General features: G+C 58.3%; 15 protein-coding genes, 1 tRNA gene and 1 pseudogene. 2 read left to right on the top strand and 15 right to left on the bottom strand.

The window, feature by feature from the left end; translation table 11 throughout:
• Positions 1-206: 206 nt before the first annotated feature.
• Positions 207-689 (bottom strand): PTS sugar transporter subunit IIB, encoded by a 483-nt coding sequence (locus ABHR75_RS08005; RefSeq protein ID WP_346964054.1) that lies wholly within the window; start codon positions 687-689, stop codon positions 207-209.
• Positions 690-846: 157 nt separating this feature from the next.
• Between ABHR75_RS08005 and ABHR75_RS08000 the strand changes: the two genes are divergently transcribed.
• Positions 847-922 (top strand) — tRNA-Thr (locus ABHR75_RS08000).
• Between the two features lie 196 nt (positions 923-1,118).
• On the opposite strand, the gene ABHR75_RS07995 is transcribed toward ABHR75_RS08000, so the two are convergent.
• From ABHR75_RS07995 to ABHR75_RS07985, 3 genes are all read right to left on the bottom strand, one after another.
• Positions 1,119-1,592 carry a NanQ anomerase/TabA/YiaL family protein gene (locus ABHR75_RS07995; RefSeq protein ID WP_117629886.1) on the bottom strand — a complete coding sequence of 158 codons (474 nt, stop codon included), beginning with the start codon at positions 1,590-1,592 and terminating at the stop codon, positions 1,119-1,121.
• Between the two features lie 197 nt (positions 1,593-1,789).
• The gene (locus tag ABHR75_RS07990) at positions 1,790-2,725 is read right to left on the bottom strand and encodes a hexose kinase (RefSeq protein ID WP_346964053.1); all 936 of its coding nucleotides are present in this window, start codon (positions 2,723-2,725) and stop codon (positions 1,790-1,792) included.
• A gap of 59 nt (positions 2,726-2,784) precedes the next feature.
• Complete coding sequence (locus ABHR75_RS07985; protein WP_196025661.1) at positions 2,785-3,666, bottom strand: aldose 1-epimerase family protein; 882 nt, start codon at positions 3,664-3,666, stop codon at positions 2,785-2,787.
• A gap of 156 nt (positions 3,667-3,822) precedes the next feature.
• On the opposite strand from ABHR75_RS07985, the gene ABHR75_RS07980 reads away from it, so the two are divergent.
• A complete protein-coding gene (locus ABHR75_RS07980; RefSeq protein ID WP_055310431.1) occupies positions 3,823-4,407 on the top strand; it encodes a flavodoxin domain-containing protein in 585 nt (194 codons plus the stop codon).
• 75 nt (positions 4,408-4,482) lie between these two features.
• Here the strand turns inward: ABHR75_RS07980 and nagA are convergent, their stop codons facing one another.
• The 11 genes and pseudogenes from nagA to ABHR75_RS07925 form a co-directional block, all read right to left on the bottom strand.
• Positions 4,483-5,652 (bottom strand): N-acetylglucosamine-6-phosphate deacetylase, encoded by a 1,170-nt coding sequence (gene nagA / locus ABHR75_RS07975; RefSeq protein WP_022094606.1) that lies wholly within the window; start codon positions 5,650-5,652, stop codon positions 4,483-4,485.
• 118 nt (positions 5,653-5,770) lie between these two features.
• A complete protein-coding gene (locus ABHR75_RS07970; RefSeq protein ID WP_138374503.1) occupies positions 5,771-6,937 on the bottom strand; it encodes an AgaS family sugar isomerase in 1,167 nt (388 codons plus the stop codon).
• Positions 6,938-7,051: 114 nt separating this feature from the next.
• Positions 7,052-7,783, bottom strand: coding sequence for a GntR family transcriptional regulator (locus tag ABHR75_RS07965; protein WP_346964052.1), 732 nt, complete (start codon positions 7,781-7,783; stop codon positions 7,052-7,054).
• Positions 7,784-7,968: 185 nt separating this feature from the next.
• Entirely contained in the window at positions 7,969-9,051 is a 1,083-nt protein-coding gene (locus ABHR75_RS07960; RefSeq protein WP_055251210.1) for a PTS system mannose/fructose/sorbose family transporter subunit IID, read from the bottom strand.
• A complete protein-coding gene (locus tag ABHR75_RS07955; protein WP_022094610.1) occupies positions 9,041-9,841 on the bottom strand; it encodes a PTS mannose/fructose/sorbose/N-acetylgalactosamine transporter subunit IIC in 801 nt (266 codons plus the stop codon). Before ABHR75_RS07955 ends, ABHR75_RS07960 begins: the two co-directional genes overlap by 11 nt.
• A gap of 90 nt (positions 9,842-9,931) precedes the next feature.
• The gene (gene agaV, locus ABHR75_RS07950) at positions 9,932-10,414 is read right to left on the bottom strand and encodes a PTS N-acetylgalactosamine transporter subunit IIB (protein WP_022094611.1); all 483 of its coding nucleotides are present in this window, start codon (positions 10,412-10,414) and stop codon (positions 9,932-9,934) included.
• Positions 10,415-10,450: 36 nt separating this feature from the next.
• Positions 10,451-10,732 (bottom strand): preprotein translocase subunit YajC, encoded by a 282-nt coding sequence (gene yajC / locus ABHR75_RS07945; RefSeq protein ID WP_022094612.1) that lies wholly within the window; start codon positions 10,730-10,732, stop codon positions 10,451-10,453.
• Entirely contained in the window at positions 10,732-11,175 is a 444-nt protein-coding gene (locus ABHR75_RS07940; RefSeq protein ID WP_022094613.1) for a PTS sugar transporter subunit IIA, read from the bottom strand. Before ABHR75_RS07940 ends, yajC begins: the two co-directional genes overlap by 1 nt.
• 631 nt (positions 11,176-11,806) lie before the next feature.
• The gene (locus tag ABHR75_RS07935; RefSeq protein ID WP_346964051.1) at positions 11,807-12,892 is read right to left on the bottom strand and encodes a hypothetical protein; all 1,086 of its coding nucleotides are present in this window, start codon (positions 12,890-12,892) and stop codon (positions 11,807-11,809) included.
• 126 nt (positions 12,893-13,018) lie between these two features.
• Positions 13,019-14,104 carry an isocitrate/isopropylmalate dehydrogenase family protein gene (locus tag ABHR75_RS07930; protein WP_022094615.1) on the bottom strand — a complete coding sequence of 362 codons (1,086 nt, stop codon included), beginning with the start codon at positions 14,102-14,104 and terminating at the stop codon, positions 13,019-13,021.
• A 6-nt stretch (positions 14,105-14,110) separates the two neighbouring features.
• A pseudogene (locus tag ABHR75_RS07925) lies at positions 14,111-14,399 on the bottom strand (hypothetical protein); the annotation flags it as partial.

Here is a 14,399-nt window from a genome sequence, read left to right as displayed (position 1 = left end):
TATTACGAGCTCCTGTGCGAATTGAAGGGAGCGCTCCCGCAAACTGCCTCTTGACAACTTATAGGAGCGTCGGTTTTATTCTCTGCAAATTTGGCATGCTCGGCGATAAGCAATTCGTCGTAGTAAACCGGCATAGTTTTGGCAGACGGCGCCACACAGACCCCCTACGAAGGCAAAATGATCCCTTTCCCTCCGTCCCCAAGGGATCAGTTGAACAGATTGCCGATGGGGTCGGGGGTGGAACTGGGGAGATAGCGGATTTCTAGCTCTATGTCGAGCTCTTGTAGCTCTTTAAAGGCGGCGACATCTGCGTCGTCTACGGCAACGGCAGGCGTTATGAGGTGCTTGCCCTCCCCTGTCCGCATGTAACCTATGCTGATCTTGGTTATTGGCACACCGCCCTTAACCAGCGCGAGCGCATCGGCAGGTGAGGCCACCATGATCAGAATCAACTGGCGCGGCGTTGCGGTATGAATGATGTCGATGGTCCTTTGCACCGAGAAGAACCGTGTCCAGACGCCATCGGGCGTCGCCACCCTCATGGGGGCCCACTTGCGAGCGTCCGCCGCGATCTCATCGTTGACGATTAAGACAAGGTTGGAACCCACGGCTTCGTTCCACAGCTCAACGTCTTGCCCGTAAATGAAACGGTCATCGATACGCGTGAGAAGGATCTTGGGTTGAGCCATCACTGCCCCATTCTGCTTGAGACCCGTAAGAGCAAGACATCACGTCTCCAATATTAGTGCATTTAAAGTGAGAAAAGCCGTCAGAACACTTGCGCGGATGTGCGATGTCCCGTATCATAGACAGCCGTTGACGCCTCAGTTGCGTCACCACATGGCCGCCAGCGTAGCTCAGTTGGTAGAGCACCGCTCTCGTAAAGCGGGGGTCACCGGTTCGAGCCCGGTCGCTGGCTCCATTGCACATGATAGCCGCCTTCGGGCGGCTTTTTTGTTGCCAATTTCGGGCGCATATCCGCCAATCCAAGCACAACGCCGCCAGAAACTCCCCTACTCAACAAAAAGCCCCGCCAACCGCAATCCTCAAAGGAATCGCGATCAGCGGGGCTCAAACGCGCTCCCCAAGGGGAACCACGCTAGCTCACGAGTAGCGCGCTACTCCTCCCAGTAAGCGTCTGCAAGCAGCTTAAAGCAGATCTTCTTGACCGGCTGCGCGCCATCGCCCGGAAACTCGAGCGTGGGCATGTGAGGCTCGCCGGCAACAAACAGCGCAAACTTGTCGTCGGCAAGATCGCCGGCGATCGAGGCGTCGGAATCGACCAGATCGTAGTCGTCCTTCTCGTCAAACTCCTGAACCAGCGTCAGGCTGCCCGTGGCAACCTTAAAGGCCTCGCGACCCTCGACGTCGATCTGCAGGTCGTGATAGCGCTGATGCGTCTCATAGTGAGCCTCGGCTTCGGGACGCGTCGTGGGAGCCATGACGTTCGCAAAGACCTTGTCGCCCAGAATCGGATGGCTGCCGACCTCGAGCTTCGCCGGATCGTTCTCCTCGAGCCAATCGATCAGCACGTCGAGGCCCTTGAGCATTCCACGGTACTCCTCGATATCGCCCAATGCACCGTAAATCATCTAAATCCCCTCTCGGATCGTTTCTTTGGCGGCTACTCGGCAAACGCATTACCGACGCTGTTGCCACCCACATGCGTCTCGACCAGGGTAAGGTCGGGATTGAACACGACAGTGTCGGCGTCGCGCCCCGGCATAATGCTACTGCACTTGTCGTCGACATGAGCTAGCAACCGATGCCGGGGCCGCAGCACAAGCTCCTACAGCTCGGTCACGACAACGCCGTTGTAAACCTCGTCCCAACGATCCATAACCAAGTGGCCAGTCATGGGATCCATGGCATTGAGCTTGCCGCAGGTGTTGGCGGTACGCAGCACCGTCTCGTCGTCGGCTCCGGCAGCAATCGCATGTGCGAAGCCGGCAATGGTCGAATCGCCAGAGCCCGTAGCGTTAACGGCAGGGATGTCGGGCGTCTTGGCGCGGAACGCACGGCCGTTATGGAAACCAACGGAGCCGGCAGCGCCCATGGATACGACGACCCAGGGGATATCGGAGAAGCGGGCGTCAGAGGCGAGCGCGGCGCGGAGCTCATCCACATCGTCGGTGGTAAAGCTCGTACCCAGAAGGCCGTTGATCTCGGTCAGGTTAGGCTTGACCAGCTCGGGCTTAATTTCGGACTTAAGGGCGGCCTCGAGCGAAGCACCCGAGGTATCGAGCAGCACCTTGGCGCCGGCGTTCTCGGCAATGCCCGTGATCTTGGCGTAGTAGTCCGCCTCGACGCCGCGGGGCAGCGAACCCGAGATGGTAACGACATCGGCCTTGCTCGCAAGCTCGGTAAACTTGGCGGTAAAGGCATCGAGCTCCTCAGGGGCAATCGTCGGACCGCTCTCGAGCAGCTCGGTCTGGTTGCCGGCGTGGAGGATGTTGAGGCAAATGCGAGTCTCGCCCTTGATGGGTACAAAATCATTCTTAATGCCGTTGGCATCCATGAGCTCGGCCATGTAGGCGCCCATGTGGCCGCCGAGCAGACCGGTTGCCACAACGTCGTCGCCCAGCTGACCCAGTACACGGGCCACGTTGAGGCCCTTGCCGCCGGCGGTCTTTTCGGGCGTCACACGGTTGACGTCGTCGATGACGAGCTCATCGAGCTGATAGCGCGTATCGACAGACGGGTTCATCGTAACGGTGAGGATCATTTTTAGCTCCTTATCTCGCAGGCTCCTTGTGCCTCGCGATACGAGTCGACAAAACGGAATTACAGAATCTCAATCGTGAACGAGCGAACGACGGTCTCCTTGGGCTTGGCGACAAGGCAGCCGCGCTTGTGCTCAAGCACGTCGTCCTCATCGGAGCAGGTCGAAAGACCGCCCCAGGGCTCAACTGCCACAAAATCACCCTCGGGCTTGCTCCACACAATGAGGTACGGGAAGCCCTCAAAGCTCAGGCGAACACCCTTGTCCTCGCCCTTTTTGGAAAGCGTGACCTGACGGCTCTCGAGCACGTCAAAGATGGTCTCCGCAAAATCGAAGAGCTCATGTGACAGAGGCAGCGTCTTTCCCACCATGGGGTTCTTGGAGCGGTTGGTCACGTCAATCAAGCCAGTCGAGGGGACGGCAGTGCAAAGCTCAGCAGCCTCGTCTTTCTCAAAACGCAACTCGTAGTCCGTATAGGCCTCGCCCTCATCGAGCGGGCACCTAAAGCCGGGGTGTCCACCGATAAAGAAAGGCATGTCCTCGGTGCCCTCGTTGGTAACCTCATAGGAGACGCGCACGGCGGCGTCCTCGAGCGTATAGCGGGCGACAAGCTTAAACGGATACGGATAATCGCTCAGCAGCGCGGCGTTATCCTCCGAAGCCAGGCACATCGCCAGCTCGTTCTCGCTCTGGCTCAGCAGCTTCCACTCCTGTTTGCGCGCAAACCCATGGCGGGCGAGCTTCACATGATGTCCGGCAAACGTCATGGCGCTGTTATCGCGCAAACCTCCGCAAATCGGGAAGCAAATCGGTGCCTGGCCGGACCACACGGCGGGATCGCCCTGCCACAAGTACTCGCGACCTCCAGCCTCAATCGAGGTAAACGAACCACCGGCCGTGGAGACCTTGATAGAAATCGAATCGTTGGAGAGAGCGTATTCCATTGTCCATCCTTTCGAACAACTGCTTTTTGCTCGCAAGAACCCGTCTCGGCCCTGACCAAAGGACAAACCCGCACGTTCATCGATGCGTCCGGTATCCCAGCCATGTAACGGGGTACCATACAGACATTGATGCAATTACAGCTGAAAGGCCTTCTTATGCGAACCATCATCCTCTACGCCTCGCGCCATCACGGCAATACGAAAAAGCTCGTGGACGCCATCGTCGAGGCGCACCCCGAGATCGATACCCTCGACGTCAAGGCGCTCGGTAAAAACGAGTACCCCGACCTGCACGAATATCATCTGATTGGTGTCGCCACGGGCATCTATTACTCCGAGATCGACAAGGACATGGCACGCGTGCTCACGAACGTGCTGCAGCCGCAGGACAAGGTGTTTGGCCTTATGACCTACGGTGGCAAGAACAAATGGTACGGCAAGGATATCGATGGCATCTGCCGCATGAGGCAGGCCATCTTTATGGGTGTCTACGGCTGCCCCGGCTTTGATACGTGGGGGCCGTTCAAACTCGCCGGCGGTGTCCAAAAGGGACACCCAACCGCTGAGGAAATTAAGGGCGCCGTCGACTTCTTCGACAAGATCGAAGACGAGTATGGCGACATCATCGTCGAAGAGTACGCCAAGCGCGAGAAGCGCCTAGCATACGAGAAGGAGCATCCTGCAGGAGGCCTGGTGGCCGGCGTTAAGCGCACGGCAAAGAAGATCGCTAACAAGCTGTAACTGTGAAGGTGCTTTTGAGCGTTTAACCCATACGGCGGGTCCGAGTAGATTCGGGCCCGCCGTCTTTTTCTATCGTTACTCGGTAAAGGCGTTGCCGACGCTCTGGCCGCCAACATACGTCTCGACGAGGGTAAGCTCATGGTCGAACACGACAAAGTCGGCGTCGCGACCCGGCATGATGCTGCCGCACTTATCCTCGATGTGCGCGGAGCGTGCCGGCACCTCGGTTGCCATGCGAATGGCGATATCGGCGCTGGCGATGCCCCAGTCGACGATGTTCTTGACGCCCTGGGCAAGCGTGAGCACCGAGCCGGCAATGCTCTTGCCGTCGGCGAGCCAGCACAGGTTGTCCTTCATGATGACATCCATGCCACCACTGGTGTAGCTGCCCTCGGGCATGCCGCCGCAACCCAGACAGTCGGTGATGAGCACCGTGTGCTGCCAGCCCTTTGCCTGCAGCAGCGCCTTGATGGCGGCAGGGTTTACGTGCTTGCCGTCACAGATGATCTCGGCGTAGGTCTCGGGCGTGGACATGGCAGCGCCCACGACACCGGGCTCACGGTGATGCAGCCCGCGCTGGCCGTTATAGGTATGCGTAAAGCAGCTGGCACCGGCGTTGATGGCGGCGATGCACTCATCGTAGGTGGCGTCGGAGTGACCGATGCTGGTCACCACACCCTTGGCGTTCAGAGCAGCCGCATAAGCAGCGGCACCGTCGCGCTCGGCCGCCATGGCGCTCTTAACGATGCGACCGCCCGCAGCCTCCTGCCACTGATCGAAGACCTCCTCGGAGGGATCGATAAGATAAGCGGGGTTCTGCGCGCCCACGTGCTTCATGGTAAAGAAGGGGCCCTCCAGATAGATGCCCTGAATGCGAGCACCGCAGAAGTCGGGGCCGCGGCCCTCGTCCGCCTGGGCGATGGCGGCGCAGGCATCCTTGATCTGCTCGACGCCATCGGTGAACGTCGTGGGCAGCCAGCTGGTGGTACCGCGACGGGCGAGCTCGGTCGAGCTGATATCGATGCCCTCGGGATCGTTATCGGTAGTCGAGTGGTTATAGAAGCCATGGATGTGAGTATCGACCATACCCGGTGCGATCCACGATCCCGTGTAGTCCTTAATCTCGCAAGAGGGCTCGTCGGCCTGCCAGGCGCCAAAAACGCCATCCTCGACCATAAGATAGCCGCCCAGTTGCGGGCCTGCCGGCAAGAAGAACTTGTCAGCCTTAATTGCGTACGTGCTCATATGCACTCCTTGCTTCTAAAGCAGTTGACTGTGGTAATGCTTATACCCGGTCCATGTAAAAACAAAAAGCGCCCGCCCGCCGTTATGAGCGGACGGGCGCCCTTACAGGGGGACGCGATTAAGCGGTGAAGGGGTGAATCGTCACGCCCTTGACCACGCGGTTGACCGTGCCGGTGGGGCTCGGCGTATCGGGCGTGTTGCCCACGCGCACGGAGTTGAGCAGGCTGATAGCCTGGGCAAACATCACGAACGGCAGGGCAAGGTAGCCCTCGGGAAGCGCCTCGTAGCCCTTAAAGGTGAAGGACTCGCCCTCGTAGACGGTAGCGCCATCCTGCTGAACGGCAACGGTGTGCTGAGCGATCTTGTCGCCACCGATCTCGTTGAGGATGTCGATGTCGTACTGACGGGTGTAGGCGTCGTTGTTGACGAACACGAAGACGAGCGTCTTATCGTCGACGAAGGACTTAGGTCCGTGACGATAGCCCATGGAGGTGTCGTAGGAAGTAGCAACCAGACCGTGAGCGAGCTCGAGGATCTTGAGCTGGCTCTCCTGGGCAAGGCCACCAAAGGAGCCAGAACCCAAGTAGGTCACGCGGTTGAAGTCGCCAGCCAGGTAATCGGCGATCTCAGGCTCACGGGAGATGACCTCCTCGCCCATCTTGGCAATCGTCTCGACCCACTCGGCCTTCTGCTCGTCAGAGGCAGTGTCGAAAATAAGGGTGGAGAGCAGGGTCATGCAGGTGTAGGAACCGGTCATGGCGAAGCCCTTGTCGTTGGCGCGCGGGATGAGCAGCGTCAGCGCATTGGGATCATCGGCGGACTCGACGGCGAGCTTGCCCTCGGGAGCGCAGGTGATGTTGAGGAACTTGACGTTGTGGACGAGCTCCTTGGCAACGGCAACGGCGGCAAGGCTCTCGGGGCTGTTGCCAGAGCGGGCAAAGGAAACCACGAGCGTGGGATCCTCGGCGCGCAGGAAGTCGCGCGGGGCGCTCACGATGTCGGTCGTGGCGATGGGCTTAAAGTCGTAGAGATCAGTGTTGCCAGCGTGACGCAGGTACGGGGCGCAGGTATCGCCAACGTAGTCGGACGTACCGGCACCGGTGAAGACAACGGACAGACGACCCTCGCCCATAGCGCGAGCCTCGGCCAGGAAGGCCTCGATGGCCTCCTTATTCTCGCGATAGATGTTGAGCGTATCACGCCAAAGCTCGGGCTGCTGAGCAATCTCGGCCGTGGTGATCTGGGCGCCGAGCTCGGTGAGCTCCTCGACACTCTTCTCGAACATTTTTAATACCTCTCTCTAGAAGTAATCCTCTGACGTGCAATTATACACTTCGGTTGGTTATCTGGTAGTAACCAGTTAAATGCAAAGAATCACCATATGGAAACGATGCGAGCACTAGTTACTGCGCTGGTGGTAAACCTTGTATTTAAACTGATCGGCACGAGCAACCGAGAGTGTGTACTCCACTACCTCGTTTGACTCGTTATACGTAGTCCTGACCAAATCGAGCACAGGCGAGCCCTCGACAATTCCCAAAAGGTGGGCATCGGTGGGACGGGCTATGCTCGCATAGAACTCCTCTTCGGCCACGCGAATCTTTTGCTGAAAGTCCTGCTCAATCACATCGTAAAGCGGCTTACGCTCCAGCAGCGGTCGCTTTAGGGACAGAAATTGACGAACCGGTAGATAGCTGCGTTCGACCATCATGGGCATGTTGTCGGCAGAACGAAGGCGCTTGAGCTTAAAAATGCGATCACCGATGCGCAATCCCATATGCTCGGCCAGATTCTTATCGGCCTCAATCTCGCAAAACTCGAGAATCGTGGTCTCGGGTTCTCGACCCATCGCGCGCATCTGCTCGGTAAAGCTGTAGGACTGCATAAGATTGGTTGCTTTTGCCGAACGGTCGGTCACAAAGGTACCGCGACCGTGCTGCCGAACCACCAGTCCTAAACGCTCCAGTTCCTGCAGAGCCAGGCGTACCGTAGTGCGCGAGAGACCATAGCGCTCCGAAAGTTCGCGCTCGGAAGGAATCATGTCACCGGCGCGATATTCATGGTCAATCTTTTCGGTCAGAATATCGACCAGCTGATCGTACAGCGGTTGCTTACGCGCTCCGATCGCCATCCTATCCTCCCTTTTGCTCGAATTCGGCTAACTACCTAGGGTGTTATGCATTATCTGTCTGCCACACCCGAATCAACAAGAAAACAAAAGCCGCGCGCTCTTTCGAGCACGCGGCTTTTAACATACACATGGCTTAAGGGGTCGGGGTGTGAGCCGCGTAGGGACACACCCCTCAAGCTAGAGCCTTACCAGATGCTCGGCCAGAGACCAAGCGGGCCAGCGCCCAGGATGCCAAGGACGAAGAGCAGGAGAATGCCCTTGGTCGGGGTCCAGCTGTGCTTAGCGAACATGTAGTAAAGCAGCAGCGTAAGCATAAGCGGGACGAGCTTCGGGACGATGGTGTTGAGGGTGTCGGCAACAGAGAAGTTGACCGGATCCTCGGTAACGGTGCCGTAGGTAACGGACTCCATGCCGTTGCCCAGATCGGTGACGCCGCACTCGACAGCGTTGCCGTCGGCATCGGAAGCGGTGAGGGCGTTGCCGTCCTTATCGGTCATGGCGATGGTACCGGCCTCAGCGGTCTCGGTATCGATGCCCTCCATACCGGTGAAGTTCTCGGCCTCCTTCTCGGAGACGATCACGGTAGTAGCGGAGAGGCCACGGGTGGTGCCGTTGGGGATCTGAAGGTTGATCTGGGTGCCACCCATGGTGACGACCAGGCAACCGACGACGAAGACGCCCATGATGGAAGCGGCACGCGTGAAGGCCTGCATGTTGGCGGTCAGAGCGTCAATAGCGCTGGTGCCAAGCTTGTAGGACCAGTTCATGAGCCAGAAGCGCAGAGCGAACTGGACGACGTTGAAGATCACCAGGAAGATGATCGGTGCAGCGGCGTTGCCGTTGATGGCCATGTTGGAGGTGATGCCGGCCGTGATAGGCACGAGCGTCAGCCAGAACAGGGCGTCACCGATACCACCGAGCGGGCCCATTGCGGCGACGCGGACGGCGCGGATCGTGGGGATGTCAACCTTGTTCTGCTCGAGCGAAAGCACGATGCCCATAACAAAGGTGACAAGGAACGGGTGGGTGTTGAAGAACTCCAGGTTGTGGCTCATGGAAGCCGCGAGGTCGTTCTTGTTGGTGTGGATCTTCTCCAGACCGGGGATGATGGAGTAGAGCCAGCCAGCGGCCTGCATGCGCTCGTAGTTGAACGATGCCTGCAGGAAGCAGGAGCGCCAAGCCATCTTGTTGAGGGTCTTCTGGTCGAGCTGCGGAGCAGGAGTGAGATCCTCGTAGTGCTCCGGGATCACATACTCATTAGATGCCATCTTCGAAGTCACCTCCGTCAGAAACAGCTGCACCCTTCAGCTCGGTCTGCTGCTGGAAGTCCCAGAAAGCGATGCCGAAGCCGATGAGAGCGAGGATGAGCAGAGCAGGGGTTGCCAGCGAATCGTTGGCAACGGTGATGAGCGCGAGGCCAAAGCCCATGAGGAAGAAGCCCCACATATCGCGGTTCATCATAACCTTGAGCAGGACGGCGAAGCCGACGAAGCGCATCATGCCGCCTGCAGCGGACAGACCGGTCTGCAGCCAAGTCGGGATGGCGGAAGCGATGGTCTGACCAATGGTAGCGCCAGCGATGAAGAACAGGGTGACGACGACAGCGAAGATCAGGCCGAGCAGAGCCATGGCGAAGTAGTTCAGGCGCTCGATGCCCTTGGTGTCCGCGTTGTGAGCCATGTTATCGGCCGTGGACATAAGCGGGGACATAAGCGTGAAGACCAGGGTAACGCCAAGCTGGCCAAGCAGAGCGAACGGAATGGCGAGGCCGACTGCCGCGTTGGGCTCGAGGCCCGTGGCGATAGCGAGAATGGCTGCCATGATGCCGCCGATGACGGCGTTAGGCGGCTGAGCGCCTCCGATCGGCATGTTGCCGATCGTCATGAGCTGATAGGTACCACCCACGAGAAGACCGGTGTTGAGGTCGCCAAGGATAAGACCGATGACGGCACCGGTGACGATGGGCTGATAGAGAGACTCGAGGAAGTCAAACTGGTCGATTGCCGCGATGAACGTGACGACGAAGACCAGAGCGATCTGGATGATCGAGTATTCCATCTTGCTCCTCCTTTCAAAATGTATGTACGCACTTTGGATTTCACGTACAGAACGTCAGGGTTTCACTCCTGACAACGTGGATCACGAGGATTACGAGAAGAGCTTGCTCGTGTCCTCAACAGGCGTGCTCGGAACGCGCCTGATCTCCAACTCCACCCCCAATTCCTGCAGCTCTTTAAACGCAGCGACATCCTCGTCGTTAACTGCGACGGAGGTGGCGACTTGGCGCTTTCCTTCCGACATGTGCATGTTGCCGATGTTTACCTTCTTTATAGGCACACCGCCCTTGACGAGCGTAAGCACGTCTTCCGGTGTTTCGGCCACGATGAAGATCTTCTGGCGCGGGCTCGCCTTGCCAATGACGTCGATGGTCTTCTGCAGAGAGAAGAAACGCGTAGCGACGCCGGCGGGAGCGGCCATCTTCATGAGGTTCTGGCGCATGGTGTTGGACGCCACGTCGTCGTTGGCGACGAGGATGAGGTTGGAGCCCAGGGTGGAGTTCCACTGGGTGGCAACCTGACCATGAACCAGTCGGTTATCGATGCGGGTAAGAAGAATGTTGGGTTCTGCCATGTTGATCAGCTTCCTTTCGTTATTTGCTGACGACAGTTACTTGATCTCCTGAATCGCGTAACGCGAAACATCTACGACGGCTCCGGATCGGACTTTGATCTGGACCTTCTCGCCTTCGATGCCTTTGACGGTTCCGTAGATACCGCCGGCGAAAAGAACCTCTTGACCCGGCTTGAGCTCGGTGTGCAGCTCCTTGAAGTACTTCTGCTTCTTCTTCATGTTGATTTGCGACCAGATGGTGTAAATCAAGCCCATGATGACAAGCAGGCCTAAAAGGGCGACCGAGGAGCTCAGGACGTTGGCTCCGAAATCGGCCATTAGATGCCGTCCTCGTCGCCGAAGATATCCTCTTCGTCGGAGCCGGCAACGGATGCGACCGTCTGGGCGGTGATGCCCGTCTGGCCAACGGTCACGGCCTGCTCGCCAAGCTCGGCGAGCGTGGCGTTGCCGCGGAGGAACAGAAGCTCAATAACCATGGGAAGGTTGGTGCCGGTCAGAACCTCGACGTTGTCGACATCCTGGGCAATCATCATCGCCTGGTTGAACGGGGTGCCACCAAGCAGGTCGGTAAAGACGAGCACGCCATCGCACTCCTCGCGCATGGCGGTAATAGCGGCGCGGAGATCCTCACCGTAGGAAGCAGCCTGGTCGCCCTCAAAAGGAACGACGGTAAAAGCGGGCTGGTCGCCAGCAACCATAGCGATAGCGCTTGCGAGGCCGGGTGCGAACTGTCCATGACCGGTAAGAATAAAGCCAACCATTCAAATTTCCCTTCCGAAGGTGTGTACGATCTGAGTCCGATGATTTTCGGAAGCCAGCGGGCGCTCGCCCTTAAAGCTTCTTAGAAAGCGTACTTTGAAGACCAGTGGTTTCTAAACTGGTAGTAACCACGTGACGTGTTGTTGTCACTATATCACCCCAGAAGAGGTCGCTTTCGTTGATTCATACGGTAAAACGTTTTTGCACCGCTCACGGTGATAAATCGACCGTTTACCGGTCGTTAACACTTCTACCTGCGGTTTTGAAACCGTTCCGAAATGCTTTGGCAAAAGATCGGATCTTTTCCTGTGTCTAAACAACGCAGGGCGGCTAAAAATAGCGTGTAGAAAAATTGCAGGTCATTGTGAAGATATGTGAATTGGTCTTTTTGACTTAATACCAGTTAGAACCAGTTTTGAGATTATCGGTGAACGGTAGTTTTCGACCGTTCACCGGTTACTTGCAATCGTTTGCAGTCGTTTTCCCAGATGAATTAGGGAAACACAATGGAGCGCTTGCGCGGGCGCGAGGCCTACTCCAGTGGTTTCGGCAGCAAAAAGCCCGCTAGAACGTTGTCCGTTCTAGCGGGCTAAATCAGGCAGATCGGCTAGCGCACAGTAGTGCAGGCAAACCTTACGCAAACAGGCCGTAGATGCTGATGTTGGCCTTGGCATACAGGCCGTTAGCATACTCGGTCCACTTGGAGCTGGCGCTCGAAGCCTGCGAAGAGTACTGCTGGTAGGCGGTGTAATAGGCGGTCATGGCCTGCTTGTAGGTAGCGCTATCGGCCGTAAAGGCATCGTCAGCGAAGGCCTTAGCGTAGGTGCTATCGGCGTCCTTCCAGGTGCCCTTTTCGCTATCCCACTCGTCGCCGGCAAGTTTGATGATGTAATCGGCGTAGTCCTTGCTCGCGGTCTCCTCGTTGCCGTCAGCAGGCTCGGTCGGGGCGGTCGGCATGCTTGCGGAGCTATCGCCCACCTTCTTCTTGTAGAGCTTCTGCAGCGTCGCGGACTGACGGACGATCTGCTTGGCCTGGTCCTTGGACACGCCATACTGCGTGGCCATGGTCTTGTAGTCGGAGGTGCCGATGGAATCCTCGGCGTACTTCTTCATCTCCTTAGAAGAGACGGTGATGCCCTCGTCCTCGGCAGCGTCGAGCAGGATCTTGTTGCGCACGTAGGACAGGATGACGTCGGCAGAGGGAGCGGTGTAGTTGCCATCGCCATCCTTGACGGTGTCGAGGCTGTACTGGCTCTCGATGGCCTCGCGCGCGGTGATGTCACTCTTCTTGCCGTTGTAGCTGTAGCTTGCCACGGTCGAATCGAGCTGGTCCTCGGTCAGGGTCGACGAGCCGACACCCTTGCCGCCAAAACCACCATTGCCAATAAAGAAGCCAATCACGGCAGCAATCACGACTGCAACCACAAAGGCGGCAATCATCGTCTTCTTGTGCTTGCAAGTGTGGTCATCCACGTCGGAGTCGTCGTCCTCGTCCTGCTCCTCGGGCATCAGATCCTCGTCAGCGGCATCCGCGGCAATCTGAGCCTCCAGACGGGCGTCCTCCTCCTCGGCCGTCGTACCGGCAGCAATGTGCTCGGCAGACGTACCGGTGACCAGGTCGATCTTCTCGTCCTCGTCACCGTCGGGGCCTTCGCCGCGCTCGATGATCTGGATGCCGTCGATCTCGTCCTTCTCGTCCTTCTTTTGAATCAGACCCATATCGGTTACTCCTTGTTAGGAAACATAGTCTTCAATAGAATACGCCCGACAGAGTGCCGGGCGTATTGATTCTTAGGTTATACGCAAACACTTAAGTACTATTTAGGCGTTTGCAGCGTGCATACCTTAGGCCAGGTGCGCGATAACGGCATCGGCAAAGGCCTGTGTGCCCACGGCGCCCTCGACGGAGCCGGTCTGGGCACGACGCACGTCACCGGTAACCTGCTCGCCCTCGTCGAGCGTGGCAGATACGGCGGCACGGATACGATTGGCAGCGTCGTTCTCGCCCAGGTGATCGAGCATCATCGCAGCAGAGAGGATCTCGGCCGTGGGGTTAGCGATATCCTGACCGGCGATATCGGGCGCGGAGCCGTGCGTTGCCTCGAAGATGGCGCAGTCGGCACCGATGTTGGAGCCGGGGGCCATACCCAGGCCACCTACCAGGCCGGCGCACAGGTCGCTGACGATATCGCCGTACAGGTTGGGCAGCACCAGGACATCGAAGTCGTTGGGGTTCTGGACCAGGCCCATGCAGGTGGCGTCGACGATCTTGTCGTTGAACTCAATATCGGGATAGTTGGCGGCCACCTCGCGCGCAACGCGCAGGAACAGGCCATCGGTCGCCTTCATAATGTTGGCCTTGTGCACGGCCGTCACCTTTTTACGGCCGCAGCGGCGGGCGTACTCAAAGGCGTACTCCACAATGCGGCGGCTCTTGGCGATGGAGATGGGCTTAATTGAGATGGCGGAATCGGCGGCGAAGGTCTTCTGACCCGAGCGCTCGACAAGCTGTGAGAGCTCCTCGACCTCGGCAGCGCCCTCATCGAACTCGATCCCGGCGTAGAGGTCCTCGGTGTTCTCACGCACGATGACCAGGTCGACGTCGCGGAAGCGCGAGCCGTCGCCCGGCTGCGACAGGCAGGGGCGCACGCAGGCGTACAGGTCGAAGTGCTTGCGCAGGGCCACGTTAACGCTGCGGAAACCCGTGCCGACCGGCGTGGTGATGGGGCCCTTGATGGCAACCTTGGTCTCGGCGACCGCATCGAGCACGTGCTGGGGCAGCGGCGTGCCAAACTCGTCCATGACGCCGGCACCTGCCTCCTGGACGTTCCAGTTGATCTGGACACCGGTGGCCTCGACCACGCGGCGCATGGCCTGCGTAATCTCGGGACCGATACCGTCACCGGGAATCAGGACTACATCGTGCGCCATAATCTGTTACTCCTCGTCTTCGGCGTCGTCAGATTTTTTAACGCTAGCACGCTTCTTCTTTTTGGAGAGATCCAGGCCAAAACGTTTAACAAGCATTTCGCAAATCTCGCTCGAACGGGCCTTGAGATAGCTGCCCTTGCCGTTCTCGGCGTCGAACTTAAGGCGCAGCGCAAGCTTCTCGGCGACCTCGGCGTCGATCTCGCCCTGGCCAAACTCGTACAGGCAACCGAGCATGTCGCGATACTCGAGGTCGCCGTGGTAGCACTGAATGGCCTCGTCCAGGATGGGCCAAGCC

Origin of the sequence: Collinsella aerofaciens (genome assembly GCF_039752955.1) — a bacterium.
Lineage (GTDB): Bacteria > Actinomycetota > Coriobacteriia > Coriobacteriales > Coriobacteriaceae > Collinsella > Collinsella aerofaciens_BI.
Note: the sequence above shows the minus strand (reverse complement) of the source record. Positions and strands in the feature narration are given on the sequence as shown.